Annotated in this window: 17 protein-coding genes and 1 pseudogene; 16 read left to right on the forward strand and 2 right to left on the reverse strand. The window is 27.9% G+C overall.

All coding sequences use genetic code 11. From position 1 onward, the window contains the following. Nucleotides 1-7: 7 nt before the first annotated feature. Nucleotides 8-2,128, reverse strand: coding sequence for a methyl-accepting chemotaxis protein (locus N4A48_RS05585; RefSeq protein WP_293664848.1), 2,121 nt, complete (start codon nt 2,126-2,128; stop codon nt 8-10). A gap of 350 nt (nt 2,129-2,478) precedes the next feature. Here N4A48_RS05585 and yycF point away from each other — a divergent pair, with 350 nt between their 5' ends. From yycF to radC, 16 genes and pseudogenes are all read left to right on the forward strand, one after another. Beyond that, nucleotides 2,479-3,171, forward strand: coding sequence for a response regulator YycF (gene yycF / locus N4A48_RS05590; protein ID WP_293664849.1), 693 nt, complete (start codon nt 2,479-2,481; stop codon nt 3,169-3,171). A 3-nt stretch (nt 3,172-3,174) separates the two neighbouring features. Next, nucleotides 3,175-4,950, forward strand: coding sequence for a two-component system histidine kinase PnpS (gene pnpS, locus N4A48_RS05595; RefSeq protein ID WP_293664850.1), 1,776 nt, complete (start codon nt 3,175-3,177; stop codon nt 4,948-4,950). Between the two features lie 123 nt (nt 4,951-5,073). Beyond that, nucleotides 5,074-5,670, forward strand: coding sequence for a hypothetical protein (locus tag N4A48_RS05600; RefSeq protein ID WP_293664851.1), 597 nt, complete (start codon nt 5,074-5,076; stop codon nt 5,668-5,670). A 17-nt stretch (nt 5,671-5,687) separates the two neighbouring features. Next, nucleotides 5,688-7,025: a hypothetical protein gene (locus N4A48_RS05605; protein ID WP_293664852.1), complete on the forward strand. Its 1,338-nt coding sequence runs from the start codon at nt 5,688-5,690 to the stop codon at nt 7,023-7,025. A gap of 1 nt (nt 7,026) precedes the next feature. Next, nucleotides 7,027-7,788 carry a two-component system regulatory protein YycI gene (yycI, locus tag N4A48_RS05610; protein ID WP_293664853.1) on the forward strand — a complete coding sequence of 254 codons (762 nt, stop codon included), beginning with the start codon at nt 7,027-7,029 and terminating at the stop codon, nt 7,786-7,788. A gap of 68 nt (nt 7,789-7,856) precedes the next feature. Beyond that, entirely contained in the window at nt 7,857-8,654 is a 798-nt protein-coding gene (locus tag N4A48_RS05615; protein ID WP_293664854.1) for an MBL fold metallo-hydrolase, read from the forward strand. Nucleotides 8,655-8,666: 12 nt separating this feature from the next. Then, nucleotides 8,667-9,758: a serine protease HtrA gene (gene htrA / locus N4A48_RS05620; protein WP_293664855.1), complete on the forward strand. Its 1,092-nt coding sequence runs from the start codon at nt 8,667-8,669 to the stop codon at nt 9,756-9,758. A 379-nt stretch (nt 9,759-10,137) separates the two neighbouring features. Then, complete coding sequence (locus tag N4A48_RS05625; RefSeq protein ID WP_293664857.1) at nt 10,138-10,680, forward strand: tetratricopeptide repeat protein; 543 nt, start codon at nt 10,138-10,140, stop codon at nt 10,678-10,680. A gap of 69 nt (nt 10,681-10,749) precedes the next feature. Continuing rightward, the gene (rlmH, locus tag N4A48_RS05630; RefSeq protein ID WP_293664858.1) at nt 10,750-11,229 is read left to right on the forward strand and encodes a 23S rRNA (pseudouridine(1915)-N(3))-methyltransferase RlmH; all 480 of its coding nucleotides are present in this window, start codon (nt 10,750-10,752) and stop codon (nt 11,227-11,229) included. A 278-nt stretch (nt 11,230-11,507) separates the two neighbouring features. Continuing rightward, nucleotides 11,508-11,687 (forward strand): hypothetical protein, encoded by a 180-nt coding sequence (locus tag N4A48_RS05635; protein WP_293664859.1) that lies wholly within the window; start codon nt 11,508-11,510, stop codon nt 11,685-11,687. Then, entirely contained in the window at nt 11,674-12,684 is a 1,011-nt protein-coding gene (locus tag N4A48_RS05640; protein WP_293664860.1) for a DNA cytosine methyltransferase, read from the forward strand. Before N4A48_RS05635 ends, N4A48_RS05640 begins: the two co-directional genes overlap by 14 nt. A 2-nt stretch (nt 12,685-12,686) precedes the next feature. Further along, a complete protein-coding gene (locus tag N4A48_RS05645; protein ID WP_293664861.1) occupies nt 12,687-14,210 on the forward strand; it encodes a DNA cytosine methyltransferase in 1,524 nt (507 codons plus the stop codon). Nucleotides 14,211-14,411: 201 nt separating this feature from the next. Beyond that, entirely contained in the window at nt 14,412-15,572 is a 1,161-nt protein-coding gene (locus tag N4A48_RS05650; protein WP_293664862.1) for a hypothetical protein, read from the forward strand. 280 nt (nt 15,573-15,852) lie between these two features. Next, entirely contained in the window at nt 15,853-16,380 is a 528-nt protein-coding gene (locus N4A48_RS05655) for a DUF1643 domain-containing protein (RefSeq protein WP_293664863.1), read from the forward strand. Between the two features lie 71 nt (nt 16,381-16,451). Further along, nucleotides 16,452-16,802 carry a hypothetical protein gene (locus tag N4A48_RS05660; protein ID WP_293664864.1) on the forward strand — a complete coding sequence of 117 codons (351 nt, stop codon included), beginning with the start codon at nt 16,452-16,454 and terminating at the stop codon, nt 16,800-16,802. 36 nt (nt 16,803-16,838) lie between these two features. Then, nucleotides 16,839-17,306 (forward strand): annotated as a pseudogene (radC, locus tag N4A48_RS05665) (RadC family protein); the annotation flags it as partial. 106 nt (nt 17,307-17,412) lie between these two features. Here radC and N4A48_RS05670 read toward each other — a convergent pair. Beyond that, nucleotides 17,413-17,640: hypothetical protein (locus tag N4A48_RS05670; RefSeq protein ID WP_330665056.1), on the reverse strand; the 228-nt coding region annotated here is incomplete at its 5' end.

Genomic DNA, 17,640 nt, shown 5'->3' on the forward strand with positions numbered 1-17,640 from the left:
ACGAATTTTATATTTTGAATTGGTTTATTTTATTCATTAGATTTTCAGCATTATCCTTCATATCTTTTGAATAAGAAGAAAGTTCATTTACAGAAGCTAGCTGATGTTGAGCACTAGCTGATACTTCCTCAGCACTAGCTGAATTTTCTTCAGTTATAGCTGATACATTTTCTATAGCTTCTATAATTCTATCTTTTCCTTTTTTAATCTTTTCGTTTTTTTCTATTCCAGAATCTAATTTTTGAACTACATTTTCTAGTGAAGAGGCTGTTTCATTAAACACATACCCAGTATCTTGTATTAATAGGTTTTGTTCATTTCCGATTTTAGTCATTTCATTTGAATTTTCAACTGCGGCTTCTGCTTGTTTTTGGATATCTAAAATCATTGTTTTTATATCTTCTGTAGCTTTTCTTGTTTGTTCAGCAAGAGTTCTTATTTCTGATGAAACTACTGCAAATCCTTTTCCAGCCTCGCCTGCTCTTGCAGCCTCTATAGAAGCATTAAGAGCAAGTAAGTTTGTTTGTTCAGCTATACTATTTATTATGTTTGTTATGGATTCTGCATTTTTAGAATATTCATTTACAGTATTTATTATTATATTAACCTCTTTAACTTTAAAGCTACTTTCTTTTGTTTTTTCATTAAGAACTTTCATCATTTCAGTTCCTTTTTCGCTTAAAGAATTTGTATTTTCGATTATTTGGAATAATTCTTTACTTAATTCATTTGATTCTTTAATATTTTCTCCTAATTCAAGAGCTATATCTGCAACTATTTCAACTTCATTAGCTTGCTCACTTGAACTTAAAGCAACTTGATCAATGGCATTACCAATTTCAGATAATGCTATATTTGACTGATTAGATATTTCAGATATATTTCCCGATTGTTCTAAATTAGTTTCTGATGAGAGTTTAACTCCTACAATAAGACTAGATATGTTTTTCATCATATTATTATATGCTGTAGATAAGTATCCAAGTTCATCTTTACTATCTATGTCTACTATTGAATTTAAATCACCAGAAGCTCCATTTTGCATTGCCTTAACTAATTTACTTATAGGGTTAGTTATACTTTTTGTAATTATAATAGAAAGAAAAATAATTATCACAAGTACTACTAGTCCTATAATTAATGTTCTGTTAAATTCATTAGAATATTCTTCTAATATTTTTGTTAATGGAACGTATGTAATCACACCCCAAGTAGAATTTAAATTTTCAAAATGCATAGGAGTATAGCTAATTAATATATTTCCGAGACCATCAATTTTTCTCCACTTAGTTCCTTTATTATTATTCTTAATTTCTTTTAATATATTTTCATCTATAATTCCATTTTCTATAGAGTTTTCCATTATTAAATCTTTATCCATCCCATTTGCAACATAGTACCCATCATTACTGATTATCATACCATTTCCATCAAACTCTAATATTCTATCCATAGATATAACTTTTTCTTGAAGATAATCTAATTTAATGTCAGCAGTAATAACTCCTAAAAATTCGTTATTTGAACTTAAAATAGGATGAGATATAGTTGTCATAAGCACATCTTTTCCTCCTACAGGATACAAATAAGGTTCTGTAAGTATAGGCTTTTTAGTTTTTTTAGGTACTAAATACCAGTCTCCATCCCCTTCTATATCGTATCCTACAATAAGCTCTACACCTATATTACTATCTTCATCTTTAAATATATAAGGAAGAAATCTACCTGATTCATCACTTGCTAGATCTATTGAATTTTTATGCTCTATATCTTTTCCATCAAAAGAGTTAGTTTCCCATACCATTCCTGAAGCTATAATATTTTGATTTTCCTTTAAGCTCTCTGATATTATTTGAATAGCCGTTTCTCTAGATATATCATCTTTTTCCACTAAAGTAGATAAAGCTATTGACATTTCTCTTACAAATGTATCTATTATATCCAACTCTTTTTTAACATCTTCTTTTTCAAGCATAGATGTTTCTTGGACAATATATTTTGTTTGTTTTTTTGTGATTTTCTTAAGAGAGCTAAGAGAGACTATATGTAAGGAAGTACTTAATAAGATGGTTATTAGTGATAAAATCATTATCTTATACCCTGTTTTAAAATCTCTAAATTTTTTCAATTTAACATCTCCTTTTTATAACTTATTTTTTATAATGAATACAAGATTATTCAAATGTTGTAAAGTTGGTTTTTTTTGTCTTTTTCTACAATAATTTTACACTAACCTTAGTTTAAAAGCAAATCTAAAATATAGTACAAATAAAGTAAAATACTAACCTTGAACTAAAATTAAGCATATACTTTTAAATTACTAGAATGTATAATAATAATTTTGTATAATATGGTTAAAATAAAATATTACCTGTTGCTAAAGTAAGGCTTAAAAATAGATATAAGTATAGCTTTACGAGTTATCGACAAAGCAAAAATGTTATAATTTACTTAGAATAAAAAATTGGAGGTAAATTTATGAGTAGCAAGATATTAATAATAGAGGATGAAAAGCCTATATCTGATATATTAAAATTCAATCTTAATAAGGAAGGATATGAGATTGAAACAGCTTTTGATGGAGAAGAAGGAATAAATAAAACCTATAGTTTTAAACCTGATTTAATACTTCTTGATGTTATGATACCAGTTTATGATGGGTTTCAAGTTTGTAAGAAGGTAAGAGAAACTTTATCAACTCCCATAATAATGGTTACAGCTAAAGAAGAAGAAGTGGATAAGGTATTAGGACTTGAGCTTGGAGCAGATGATTATATAACAAAACCATTTAGTGTAAGAGAACTTATGGCTAGAGTTAAAGCTAATCTAAGAAGAACTCAGGTATTAAATACAGATAATAAAAACGCAGATATAATAACAGATGGAAGTTTAAGTGTTGATTTAGTTAAATATGAAGTTAACAAGAATGATGAAAACATAGATTTAACTGTAAGAGAATTTGAATTATTGAAGTTTTTAATAACTCAAAAGAACCAAGTATTTTCAAGAGAACAGTTACTTGAACAGGTATGGGGATACGAATACTATGGAGATATTAGGACTGTGGATGTTACTGTTAGAAGGTTAAGGGAGAAAATAGAAGATAATTCATCGAACCCTAATTATATAATAACTAAACGAGGAGTAGGTTATTATTTTAAGGGGGAATAGATTTTGTTTAAAAGTATAAGATCTAAGATAATAGTCATATATTTTTTATTGGTATTTATAGCTATGGCAATAGTAGGAGTATTTATGATAAATCAATTTGAAAATTTGCACATAAATACCGCTACAAATACATTAAATAGAATAGTGAATAACATAGTAAAGCCTCAGATAAGTAATATAGACTTTAATAACTACGATGATTTAAGATATGAGATTCAAAAGATACCAGTCCTTCCTGGAGATTATGAGATATTAATGATAGATACTAACAATTATAAAATAGTAGCTTCTACTAAAAGTGATAGCAGGTTAATCGGAAGAGATGCTCTTAATAATCTTAATAAAGAGGTAATATCAAATTCATCTGAAAATGGATATATGAAGGATGAGCATACTGTAAAAAATATAGGATATATATATAAAAATGAAAAAAATCAAACTATAATAATATACGGTAAAGCATACCTTGCAAATATATATGAGGTCTTAAATGAATCAGAAAAAATTTTTTTACAAGCTATAATAATGGCTTTAATAGTTACTGTAATACTTGGATTTTTTATATCAAAATCCATAACAAATCCTATAAAAGATGTAACTAGCAAGGCATCTCAAATGGCAAAAGGAGACTTTGAACAAAAAGTAGATATAAAATCTGATGATGAAATAGGACAACTTGGAGAGATGTTCAATTACTTAACTTCTAGGCTAAAAAATACATTAGACGAGATATCAAGTGAAAAGAGTAAGCTAAATGCCATAATAAATCAAATGGGGGATGGACTAATAGCTGTTGATAATGAAGGTTATATAATACATGTAAACCCTACCTTTATAGAAATGCTAAGAATAAACCAAATAGATACAACAAAGCCAGTATATGATGATATAGTTGGTAAATATAATAAGAATTTAACATTAAAGTGTATAAAAAATAAGAATATATCTCAAGGAAGTGAGATAATAAAACTTGAAAATAAAGATATATTAAGGGCGAACTTTGTATATCTTAAAAATGAAAAAGAAGAGGTAAAGGGTCTTATATTAGTTCTTCAGGATATAACAGAGCATGAAAAGCTAGATAACATGAGAAAAGAGTTTGTAGCTAATGTTTCTCATGAATTAAAGACACCTATAACGACTATAAAAAGTTATACTGAGACTTTGCTTGATGGAGCTATGGAAGACAATGAAATATGTAGTTCTTTTTTGAGTGTAATAGATAAGGAATCAGATAGAATGGCAAGACTTGTTAGTGATTTGCTTGAATTATCTAGAATGGATCATAAGAAAAATAATTTCAATGCATCAAGGTTTGATATAGATAATTTAATAAAAGATATAGTAAATAAATTAGATATTTCTTTTAAAGAAAAAAAACATATATTAAAAATAAAACTCTGTGATAAAAATATAATGATAAATGGAGATAAAGATAGAATAGAACAGGTTATTCAAAATATACTTACTAATGCTATAAAATATACACCGGATAGTGGAATCATAAATATAAATACAAAAGAATATAATGAGCAAGTTGTTATATCTATAAAAGATAATGGTATAGGTATTCCGAAAAAGGATGTATCTAGAATATTTGAAAGATTTTATAGAGTAGATAAAGCAAGGTCCAGAGATATGGGAGGAACAGGACTTGGTCTTTCTATAGCAAAGCACATAATAGAACAACATGGCGGGGATATATCTGTGCAAAGTGAAGTTGGAAAAGGAACTGAATTCAAAATAAAATTACCTATGGATAAATCTGTGGATATATAATTATTATTTAATCTACATGTAATGATTCTGTAATATTATTTGTGTATAATTTATATTATAAGATTTGATATGTGGATAATATTAAAAATTATACATATTACAGAACATTAAGGAGGCTTAGAAATGAAGAAGTTAGGAGCATCTTTAATTATTTGTGGAATGCTGGCTTCAAGTAATATTGTAGCTTTTGCAAATCCAATTAATTCAAAAGATGTACAAATTAACAATCAACCAATACAAGTACCAATGGAGACGGTACAAACACCAAAAACAGAAAAACCAAAACCAGAAATGCTAAAACCAAATACTAGCCAAATAGGTGAAAATAAAGAGAAAAAAGAACAAAAGCCTATTCAGATAATGAAACCTGCTTCTAATTATACAGTTACGACTAACGAAAAAGTTGTTGTATCTGGAACTGGTGAAGAAGGAAGCATTGTTTACTTAGACGTTTATTTGAAAAAGGATAAAGATAGCGTTTTTAAGAAAACAGATAATTCAAAGAAGATAGAAATAGGAGCTATGGGATTCTTTTTAACAGAAGTAAAATTAAATCCAGGTGAGAATAAAATAGTTATAAAGAATAATAATAAACAAAAAAATAGAATTGTAAAGTATACAAAAGTAGAGAATAAAAAAGAAATACAAAATAATATGGATAAAGTAACAGATAAAAGAATTCAGGATATTTTTAAAGATATAATTACCCCAAAAAAATAAATTTGGAGTGTTAAATTGTGAGCAAAGAAAAATTCAAAACATTTACGTTAGGAATATTATTTTTTATGTCTGCCTTTCTTTTATTGTTAAATATAAGTTTGGTGGGATTTAAATTTGATTTAAAAAAAATATATGGAAGTACAAATATAAAATATAATATTTACTCAGTTATAAGACCATATAGAGTATTCGTATACTTTGGAGGAGGAAAAAGTAGCACAGAGGTATTAGACACACAGGATGAATATTGGAATCAAATAAAAATTATTTTAAAACAAGAATTGTCTAAGCAAAAAAAGATAAGTGAAATAAGCTATAATGATTATCTGTCTAAAAAAAAGATGAAGGCTATAGAAGCTAATTTTATCGAAGGGTTAGATGTTGATTTAATAAATAAGAGCATATTTTTAAATGAGAGTTCTATAAGTGATATAAAAGACGTATGTGAGATACTTATCCCTCTAGTTGATGATAAATCTATATACTTTTTAAATAAGGAGCATAAAGTATATAAGGTTGATTTAGATAAAGTAAAGCATATAGACTTAGTAGATAGGCTTGAAAAAAGAGGATATACGGAATATATGACTGTTGATTCCTTATTTACAATAGATAACGATACATTAATTCCTATTAAGCTAGAGGGCATTTCTTATTATACTATTACTTCAAAGAATATTATAGACGTTAAAGATGATAGACTGGTTCAAAAAATAGGAGAAAATATTCTAGGCAAAAAATATGACTTTACTAATAGAATTGTAGAGAAAAACGGCAATAATACTTTTATATATGGATATGGAGAAAAAACCTTAAGGTTATATAATAATGGATATATAGAGTTTTTAAATGAAGATATAGAGAATAAAAACATAGGACTAGATGAATCTTTAAATATATCTTTAAATTTTTTAGCTAAGCAGAATATAGATATAGACAATTTATCTTTGTATAGTATAAGGAAAAACAGTATAAATAATATAAATTCATATGAATTTAATTTTTATTATAAAATGGATGATTTAAAGATAAAAACTAACAACCTATTTAATCCTATACAAATAACGATAGCTGGAGAAGATATTTATAGTTATAAAGGTGTTTTGAAGGAAGTAGATGAAATTGCTAAACGTAATAAAGATAAAAATATAATACCACTTGAGCAAATACTTGATATGAATTTTTCTTTATTAAAACAAGATCTTAATTATCAAGGTGGTGTAGAAGTATGGAAAAATATAAAAAAAGTAGAGCTTATATATTTTTCTAAGGATTCTCACTTCATTCCATCGTGGGAAGTTACTATAGGCGATAAAGTATATATATTTGATGCCTATAAAGGGGATGTTTTATAGAATGGATTGGTCAAAAGCTAAAACTATACTAATTATTGCATTTATATTAACAAATATAGTTTTGGGATATAATCTTTATATAAATGTATTTAGGGATGATAATGAAAATATCTTTAGTGAGAGTTCTATAGATAATTTAAATAAATTATTAAGTACTAAAAATATATCCATAAATACTCAAATACCAAAAGACACACCTACTATTAGTGCGTTAAGTATAAAGTATGAAGATTTAAGTAAATCAGATTTAGACTCTATATTTAAAGGAAATGGTTCATATAAGGTTGATGATAAGATTATTATATACAATGGAAAATCAGACATAAATAGTCTTGATATAAAAGAGTGTACATCATTTACTAAAAGATTTTTAAAAAAATATAAATTCAATGATGATAATTATTTAAAGTCTACAATTAAGAAGCCAGACCATATAGAAATTATATATACTGGAAAATATAAAGACTATTTTCTAGAAGAAAGCTATATGAAGTTTGTATTTTATGAGAATAAAGATTTTTTATTTGAAAGAATATGGTTAGTTCCAATAGAGGAAAAAAAACAGAAAAAAAGGGTTATGACTAGTGTAGAAGCCATAATGTCTGCTTATAGTCATATTCCTCAAGACTCTGTTATAAATGAAATAAAATTGGGATATTATTTTGAATCTAATAATATGGATATAGAACAAGGTGATATTGGTCCAGTTTGGAGATTAAAAGTGAATAATGAATATATATACATAAAAGCCTTTGATTTATAATTAAAGGCTTTTATAATGGGTAAAAGTTTTGATATAATTATTTAAAAATGAGAAATTGGAGGTATGAAATGAGTTTTAATTATGCTTCGGTGGCTAGTGGAAGTTGTGGTAATTGTCATTATGTAGAGTATAGAGATACTAAAATTTTAATAGATGCAGGTCTTAGTGGTAAGAAAATTGAAGAAAATTTAAGGAAGTTAGACAAGAATCTTGAAAATACATCAGGAATACTGATAACTCATGAGCATACAGATCATATAAAGGGTGCAGGAATTTTGTCTAGAAGATATAATATACCTATATATGCAAATAAAAATACTTGGAATTGTATGGTAGATAAGCTTGGAAAATTAAAAGATGATAATATAAAATTTTTTGATAATGATATTCCTTTTATTATTGGGGATATTAATATAAAGGCGTTTCCTATTCATCATGATGCTGTTGATCCTGTGGGATATACCCTAGACAATGGGGGTAATACTAAAATAAGTATAGCTACAGATTTAGGACATGTATGTGATAATATAAAGAATAATTTATTTGATTCAAAGCTAGTGGTTCTTGAGTCAAATCATGATGTAGAGATGCTAAAGATGGGTTCATATCCATATTATCTTAAGCAAAGAGTAATGTCTAGTAAAGGGCATTTGTCTAATGAAGATGCAGGTAAGTTCTGTATAGAGCTTGTAAAAAGAGGAACTCAAAAGATACTACTTGCTCATTTGAGCAAAGAAAATAATTTTCCAGAGCTTGCATTTGAAACAGTTAAAGGCGTTTTAAGGGAAAAGAACATATTAGTAGGAAAGAACTTAGAGCTTGAGGTCTTAAGAAGAGGTACAATATCAAATTTATACGCGGTTTAAGGAGTGGTTTAGGTGAAAAGAGGAGGATATTTTATAACGAGCTTAATAGGTGCTATTATAGGAAGTTTGCTTACTTTATATATGGCTCCAAACTTTATATTTAATGACATTCAAACTAGCAATGAATCACAAAAAGATATTCAAAAAAATACTCAGATAGTAGTAAATTCAGGTAATCATGAAAGTGTATATAAGGCGGTAGCTAAAAAAGCTATGCCATCTGTTGTAGGTATAACTACAATAACTGTTCAAAGAGATATATTTTTTGGAATAGCTAGACAATCAAGTGGAGTAGGAACTGGTGTTATTGTAGATGAGAGAGGGTACATACTTACTAATTCACATGTTATAGGGGATGGAAAGGCAAGAGAGGTTAATGTACTTTTTTATGATGGAAGTGATGATAAAGCAGAGGTTCTTTGGAATGATTCAACACTAGATTTAGCTATAATAAAGGTTGATAAAAAAGGACTTCCAGTAGCAGAGCTTGGAGATAGTGATAAGGTAGAGGTTGGAGATATTGCTATAGCTATAGGAAATCCTCTTGGACTTGAGTTTGAGAGAAGCTTAACTCAAGGAGTTATAAGTGGATTACATAGAAGTATTAGTGTGAATGAGTATGAGTCTGTAGATGATATGATTCAAACAGATGCATCTATAAATCCTGGTAATAGTGGAGGACCACTTTTAAATTCTAAGGGACAGGTTGTTGGTATAAATACAGCTAAAATTCAAACTGGAGAAGGACTAGGTTTTTCTATTCCTATAAATACAGTAAAGCCTATAGTAGATCAGTTTATAGAAAAAGGAGAATTCAAAAGAGTTACTCTTGGAATAAAAGCTGTAGATGTTAAGTCTTTTGAAGATAGAATGGGAGAAGAATTATCTGTAGATCATGGGGTATATGTATATCAGATCATGGCGAATTCACCAGCAGAAAAATCTGGAATGCAAGCTGGAGATGTAATAGTTAAAATAGAAGACAATGAAATAAAGACACTGAGCAATTTGACTAGAGAGCTTTATAAGCATAGACCTGGTGATGTTGTTGAGGTTATAGTTAATAGAGGTGGAAAAGAGAAAGTATTAGAGATAACTTTTTAGACCCAAAATGATGCCCATTGAAATACCGCTACTTAGTCAACATTTTTATAAAACTATAGACTGAGCTTTATTAAATATCCTAAAACTTCTTAAACTCCCTTTGGTCAAACAAAGAAGTTTTTTAACGGATATTTAAACAGCTCAGTCTAAGTTTTATAGAAAAATGTTAACCAAAAGTAGCTAACATTTCAATGAGCATCATTTTTTATGTAGTGATTTATCTGAAAGCTAAGAGTTCTAAAACTCCTGAATAAGTTCAACTAACCTTCAGATGTAGTTACAAACTGCACGTGAAATTAAGTTTCACTTGATTGATGTTTTTGAAAAAAATCATGTTTTAGGATAATATATTAATAGATTGAATTTAGGAGGGATCTTTGTGAAGCGAGTTATAATAAATAGACTTATATATTTGATACTAATATGTATAGGAGTTTTCTTAGCAATTAAGGATATGTACTACATAATAGCAATACCAGTGATAATGTGGTTATTAGTTGAGAGAGTATATTGGAAAACTTTCTATGAGGGGAAAAAGATGCTTTATAAGAAGCAGTTTAAAAGTGCGGCTGGAAAGTTTGAAGGTTTTTTAAAGGAATTAGAGGAAAAACCTTGGCTTAATAAGCTTAAAATGTTTAATATAGGAATATACACTCATAATCTACAAGCGGAGTGTTATAACAATATAGGTATATGCTATTTAGAGTCAAAATCATATAAGAAGGCTACTAAGTATTTTAATAAAGCTATAGAGCTAGATGAGATATTTTGTATTCCTTATTATAATATAGCTATAATAAAGCTTATCCATGATAATGAAGAAGAAGCTAGAGAATATCTATCAAAATCAATAAAAAGAGGATATAACAAAGTAAAGCTTGAACAGCTTAAAGGATATGTAATGATGAAATACAAGATGTAGAATGAGTAAAATATATCTATATAAATAACGATATTACAAATATATTATTTGAATAGGAATGGTTTAACGATGAATATAAAATTAGTCACTGTAGGAAAGATTAAAGAAAAATATTTAAAGCTTGGAATAGATGAGTTTACTAAGAGGTTATCTAAGTACTGTAAATTAGATATAGTTGAGCTTAGTGATGAGAAGGCTCCAGAGAATTTGAGTGAAAAAGAAATGATTATGATAAAGGACAAAGAGGGGAAGAAGATATTATCTCATGTAAAGGATACGACTTTTGCTATAGCACTTGCTATTGATGGAAAGAATTTATCTTCAGAGGAATTAGCTGATAAGTTAAATAGTCTTAGTATAATGGGAAAGAGTAATATAACATTTATAATAGGAGGATCATTAGGTCTTTCTGATGAAGTGTTAAAAAGAGCTGATTTTAAGCTTTCATTTTCAAAGATGACATTTCCTCATCAGCTTATGAGACTTATACTTCTTGAGCAGGTTTATAGAAGTTTTAGGATAATTAAGGGCGAACCGTACCATAAATAACGGCGGTTTTTTGAGAAGTGGTCATAAATTATGTGTATAGATTAGAATTCTTAAGGTTGCACTAGTAAATAGCCTTATTTTCTTTGTTTTTCAAAGAAGATGAGGTTTTTTGATTTGTCTAGAATTTGTAGATAGATGTAATTTTAGGAGAATAGTGTTTAAAGAAATGTGATATAATATACACGGAACATATGTTCGTAAAGTTTGAAAAACGATATTGTTTTTCAAAGTCGAACATGGTAGAATTAACAGAGATATAGTATTAAGGAGTCGGTAATATGTCAAAGGGAGGAAAAAGAGAAGGAGCTGGACGCAAAAAAATAGGCATAGTAATAAATACTAGGATAGAGGAAGAATTATTATATCAAATTGATAAAAATATAGAAGGAAAAAATAGAGCGGAAAAAATAAGGAATTGCTTGAGGAAAGGATTAGATATAAGAAATGGAGAGAATTAATTATAGACAAAGACATTTAAGAACAGCCAGTTTATTTGCAGGTGCAGGAGGATTGGATTTAGGATTTTTGAATGCAGGATTTGATATAATCTGGTCAAATGATTTTGACAAGTATGCTGTGCAGAGTTATAGAGCGAGTATTGGAGAACATATACACGAAGGTGATATTACAAGATTATGGGAAGAAGTACCCCCTCATGATGTACTAATAGGCGGGTTTCCTTGTCAGCCATTTAGCATGATGGGAGCTCAAAGAGGATTTGATGATGAGAGAGGGACACTATTCTTTTACATTCAAAGAATCTTGGAAAGACATAATCCAAATATAATTGTTTTAGAAAATGTTAAAGGATTAGAGACACATGATGGTGGGAGAACTTTTCAAACGATGACAGAAATCTTGGAAAATGATTTGGATTATATATTATTTTCAAAGGTATTAAATACAGCAGATTTTGGAATACCACATACAAGAAGAAGATTATTCATAGTTGGATTTAAAAGAGAGTTTTATGAAAATAATCAAATAGAGTTTAGTTTTCCACAACCAATTGAATTAACAGAAGAGAATAATGTAAGAAATATATTAGATGAAGAGGTTGGTAAAAAGTATTTCTTATCTAAAAAGATATTACCAACAATAATGTCAAATGGAACTAGAAACTATTATTCTAGAGCTGAAATTAATTTGAATATTGCAAGACCTTTATGTGCTACTATGCACAAAATGCATAGGGCATCCCAAGATAATTATTATACAGATGAGGTCAACAGAGATAGATTTGAAGATACAGAAGAAAAAAGAATTTCAAATATAAGAAGATTAACACCAAATGAATGTAGAAAATTACAAGGTTTTCCATCTGATTGGCAACAAGTAGTATCTGATACCCAAGCATACAGACAGTTTGGAAATGCAGTTACAGTAGATGTTGCATATCACTTAGCTATGGAGATTGTAAAAAGCTTGAGTATAAATCTTGAAAGAGAGAGGTAAAAATGGAAAAGTTAAATATAGAAATCTATAGTGTTTTTAGCGATATTAATAAATTAAATACAATATCAAGTAAGAAAGCGTTTAAGAAAATAGTAAGAGATTTTTTAAATTGTATCTGTGAACTGTACGACATTGAAAAAAATGTGGTGTTACCAGAGATTGAAAATAAGGAAGAAGTTTTGGAGTTTCTTGTAAAAACAGGAATGATAAAAAATAAGAGTCAGTTTGAAGATTTGAAGGAAGTTTTAAAAAAGGAATTTAAAAATGTAATATCTATAATCTCAATATACGTAAAAAAGAATATACCTATTGATAAGAACTTAAATAAATTTATTGATTATTATAGAAAAGAAGAAGTAAATAGGTACTTAAATGATAAAAAAAGCCCTACTGTTGTAGATTTTTTCTGTGGTGCAGGTGGGATGAGCTTAGGATTTCATCAAAATGGATATAAAATAGTTTTAGCAAATGATATTGAAAAAGTCTGTACTGAAACATACTCATTTAATCATTATGAAATTCCGAAGAATAGAATTTTAAATGATGATATTAAAAATATTATTGATAATATTGATGATATTGTTACTGAAGAAGTAGACGTAATAATTGGAGGACCGCCTTGTCAAGGATTTTCAATGGCTAATAGGCAAAGAATAATAGATGACCCAAGAAATATACTTTATAAGTATTATGTAAAAGGAGTCGAAAAGTTAAAACCTAAACTTTTTGTGATGGAAAATGTAAAAGGCATGTTGAGTGTAGCGGAACAAGTAAAAGAAGATTTTCATAACCTCGAAAGTGTTGATTATGATGTAGATTATCATTTATTTAATGCAAAAGATTTTTCTGTTCCCCAAAATAGACAAAGATTGATATATATTGGTATAAGAAAAGATATTTGTAAAAAAATCAACAAAAATGCTACTAATATTATCAATGAAATCATAGAGCATACCAAACAAATGAGTCAATATACTTTATATGATGCAATTGGAGACCTTAGAGAATTAGAACCTTTTAGAACAAAAAATGCAACAGAAGTAGATACGGAAGAATCGGGTAAGAAGATTGAAAAAAATATAAGTAGAGAAGCTAGTGAATATGCCAACTTGATAAATAATGATGTAATAAATTCATTAGTCTTTAATCACAAGGCTAGATATAATAATGATAGAGATATAGAGATTTTTGGAAGAATGTTACCGGGAGATAAGTCTGATAGCGAAAGAATAGCAGATATAATGCCTTATAAGAGTAGAAGTAATATTTTTAAAGATAAATACTATAAATTGAAACCTAATGATATATGTAAAACCATAACAGCTCATATGAAGTTTGACTGCAATATGTATATACATCCAAATCAAGCAAGGGGATTAACGCCTAGAGAAGCAGCTAGGGTACAATCTTATCCAGATGATTATATGTTTTGTGGAACCTATACTAAAACTTATATGCAAATTGGGAATAGTGTACCACCGTTGATGTCTAGAATAATAGCAAAGATAATCAGTAAATATTTATAATTTATAAAACATAATAAACCTACTTGAATTTACCTGCAAAAACCTAAAAGTAAAAAACGGTATTGACAGGGAAAACAGGGAGTGTTATACTCTTTTTATAACCCGCTATACGTAATATTTAATTTTATTTATTAATAAATAAAATTATTATTGTATATATGCTCAAGCGGTAAATAAAATTAATTCAAGGAGGTTTTTTTTATGAATGATGCTAGACCAGTAATTACAAAGGTTAGAAATTATTTAGAGTCAATTGGTGTACCAAAAAAAGTATTGGATTATGAATTGAGCAATATAAAAGCTGTATTAGTATTAAATTTACCTTCCGTATGCATATTAAAAGAAAACAGACCAACTAGCAGTAAGCAAACTCATATACATGTTACAGGAGATGGAATGGGATTCTTTTATGATAGAATGACATTACATAAAAATCCGGAGTTATTTGCTAATGATTCTAGAGAAGATGTAATTTTATTTAAAAAGAATCTAATTGACTTAGAAGAAATTGCAGTTCAAAAAAACGGTATGGAAAGAAATTTACAAATTTTAGACAAAGATGATATTTTAGAATCATATACAGTTAAAAAAGTGGGACGTATTGGAACGCCTGGCATCCAAGTTCAAATAAGTAAAAAAAGATTAGATGATAGATGGTTTATGCATTTAAGAAAATGTTTATTTACTAATGATGTTCTTGTATTTATTAAGACAGAAAAAAGAGATGCAGATATAGTTGTTGGTATTCCACATAGCTATATTGAGTCTGATTCAATACGCAATATGACTATTTTTGCAGAGCCAGAATCAGAAGAACAAAGTTTAGGTGCTGTGTCAAATAATTCAGAAATAGAGTCTAATATAAATAATCCTAGAAGTGTAAATTATGGAAGCATTGCTAGGTTTGCACCTAATGATGAACAAGATGAGAATTCAAGTAGTATAACAGACTTAACAGCATCAATAAAAACAAGAAAGAAGAGAACTCAAAGACACCAAGATATTGTTAAATTAATTGCATTAGATTTAGAAAGAGAAGGATATTCTTTATATGAAAATCCTATGGATTGCTTAGCTATTAAAGACAAAGAACCTGCTTTGCTATTTGAAATAAAAACTTTAGACGGTAGTACGTCAGATGAAAAAAAACAAGTTCAAAAAGCTTTTTCTCAACTCTTTTATTATGAAGAATTTAATACTAGAGAATATAATAAAAATGGAATTAAAAAGATAGCTGTATTTGAAAGTAGAATAAGTGAAGAACACATAATATTTTTTGAAAAGAACAACATAAAAGTGGCTTGGATAAATGAAAAAATGCATCTAGTAGATACAAAAGGATTAGTTAAGTTTTCAAGTTAGAATGTAATTGAATTCAATATATACTATATATGTCATTAATAAAATTGGAAGTGGCATCTGTAATTTAGAATAAATTAAAAAACAGTAAATACAGGAAAAATAAATATATATTATATTTATGATTAATTGAAATTGATATTCAAGATATAATATAAGTATTTTAAGATGATACTTATAAGTAACTTAATAAACATATGTGTAATAAAAAATTTAGCCTAAGAGAGAAAACTATAAAAAGTCACTTTCTTAGGCTATTCTACTTAGAGGGGAGGGTGAGACTATGCCAACTATACAAAAAAGTATCATCAAGACAGAAGCTTGTTTCTCAAAAGATAGGTTACATAGATACATTTTAAGAAAAGAGTGGGATAAAAATAAAAAGAAAGCTATGATAATTATGATTAATCCAAGTTATGCAGATGAACTGCTAATGGATTATACTACAATGTATGTAATAAATAATCTTTTAAAACTAGGATTTGGGTCAGTAGAAATAGTAAATATATTTTCTAGGATAGATATAAAAATAAATGTTAATGATAGTATAGAAAAATTGATGGATAAGGAAAATGATATCCATATTCTAAAAGCTGCGGATAAAGTAGATAACATAATTATAGCATGGGGTAAGGTTGGAGTTAATAATAAAAAAATTCAAGAAAGACAGAAAGAAGTATTTGAATTATTAAAAGAGTATAATAATAAGTTATATATTATACAAGATAAATTAGGTAGAGGAGGATATCATCCATTAGCACCACAGATAAGATTTAGTTGGAAACTTAAAAAGATTAATATTGAAGATTAGCCCAAGAGAGTAATGAAAATAATAGATTACTTTCTTGGGCTTTTATATTTTATAAAAAGGAGATATGAACAATGATAAAAATAGCTCATGTAAAGGAAACTGAAAATTTAAATTTACCAAAGGAGGTAGTAGAAGTAATTAAATCTGTAACTGCTATACTAGATGCAGAGTATGGTAAAGAAAGAAATGAGCAATTGGAGGGGGGTTACATCATTATTTTAGAATCTAAAGATGATTTTGAAAAACTAAAGGAAATTTACATTGATGTAGATGATATTATTCCAGAATACGTTGATAAAATAACTGTAGCAGGTGGAGAAGACTACACTAATTCTTTAATTTTGTGTAATAATGACTTTGGAATATCTGTAATAATTCCAATGAGACTAACTCCTAAAATACTACTAGAGAACATGGAATAGACTAAAGTAGCGACAGTAGAATCAAAAAAGGTAAAGGGGATAGATAGAATGAGTAAAAATCAAAGAAAGAGAGTAGATGTAGTAAGTGTAAAACTTTGCAAAGAAAGCAGTATTTTGTATGAACCTAGAAAGATAGCAGTACCAGAAGATGGAGCTAATCTACTTAGAAGATTTTTAGCTGATTCGGATAGAGAACAATTTTTAGTTGTAACTTTAGATACTAAAAATCAACCTATAAATGTGAATGTCTGTAGTGTAGGTACATTAAATTCTAGTTTAGTGCATCCAAGAGAAATTTTTAAGGTGGCAATACTTTCTAATGCAAATTCAATAATCATAGGACATAATCATCCAAGTGGCAATCCAGAACCATCAAAAGAAGATTTGAGCATAACTAAAAGGATAAAAGAAGCTGGAGAGATAATAGGAATAAAGCTTACAGACCACTTAATATTAGGAGAAGAAGAAAAATTTGTAAGCCTAAAAGAAAGAGGAATTCTTTAGGGAATAAGATCTAGTTACAACTGTCACTTTTGTCGCTAAAAAAGGAATAAAAATATTGTAATAAGTAAATCAAGAGAATTAATAAAAGTCGATTTAGCCTAAAAAATTACTTAGATTTTCTAACTATACTTTTAGCTCTTAAATAAGCTAAAATTTCTTTCTTATCTTCATCAGACCATAAATTAAAATCTTCAAACTCTTCTAAAATTTTCTTGAAGTCAGGATTAGATAAAATTTTAGAATCAAAGTTAATAGCATTTTCATTAGTTTCATCAAGAAGGTAACTAATAGTGGTATTAAGTCCTCTAGCAATATCTATAAGCCTATCTAATGA

This window comes from Tepidibacter sp., assembly GCF_025210165.1.
GTDB lineage: Bacteria > Bacillota > Clostridia > Peptostreptococcales > Peptostreptococcaceae > Tepidibacter_A.

Bases quoted from the DNA above. Each gene is read 5' to 3' on its own strand.
- N4A48_RS05640 (WP_293664860.1), top strand. From the start codon at position 11,674: ATGGAGAGAATTAATTATAGACAAAGACATTTAAGAACAGCCAGTTTA.
- yycI (WP_293664853.1), top strand. From the start codon at position 7,027: ATGGATTGGTCAAAAGCTAAAACTATACTAATTATTGCATTTATATTA.
- N4A48_RS05655 (WP_293664863.1), top strand. From the start codon at position 15,853: ATGCCAACTATACAAAAAAGTATCATCAAGACAGAAGCTTGTTTCTCA.
- yycF (WP_293664849.1), top strand. From the start codon at position 2,479: ATGAGTAGCAAGATATTAATAATAGAGGATGAAAAGCCTATATCTGAT.
- N4A48_RS05645 (WP_293664861.1), top strand. From the start codon at position 12,687: ATGGAAAAGTTAAATATAGAAATCTATAGTGTTTTTAGCGATATTAAT.
- N4A48_RS05615 (WP_293664854.1), top strand. From the start codon at position 7,857: ATGAGTTTTAATTATGCTTCGGTGGCTAGTGGAAGTTGTGGTAATTGT.
- N4A48_RS05600 (WP_293664851.1), top strand. From the start codon at position 5,074: ATGAAGAAGTTAGGAGCATCTTTAATTATTTGTGGAATGCTGGCTTCA.
- N4A48_RS05660 (WP_293664864.1), top strand. From the start codon at position 16,452: ATGATAAAAATAGCTCATGTAAAGGAAACTGAAAATTTAAATTTACCA.
- rlmH (WP_293664858.1), top strand. From the start codon at position 10,750: ATGAATATAAAATTAGTCACTGTAGGAAAGATTAAAGAAAAATATTTA.
- N4A48_RS05635 (WP_293664859.1), top strand. From the start codon at position 11,508: ATGTCAAAGGGAGGAAAAAGAGAAGGAGCTGGACGCAAAAAAATAGGC.
- N4A48_RS05650 (WP_293664862.1), top strand. From the start codon at position 14,412: ATGAATGATGCTAGACCAGTAATTACAAAGGTTAGAAATTATTTAGAG.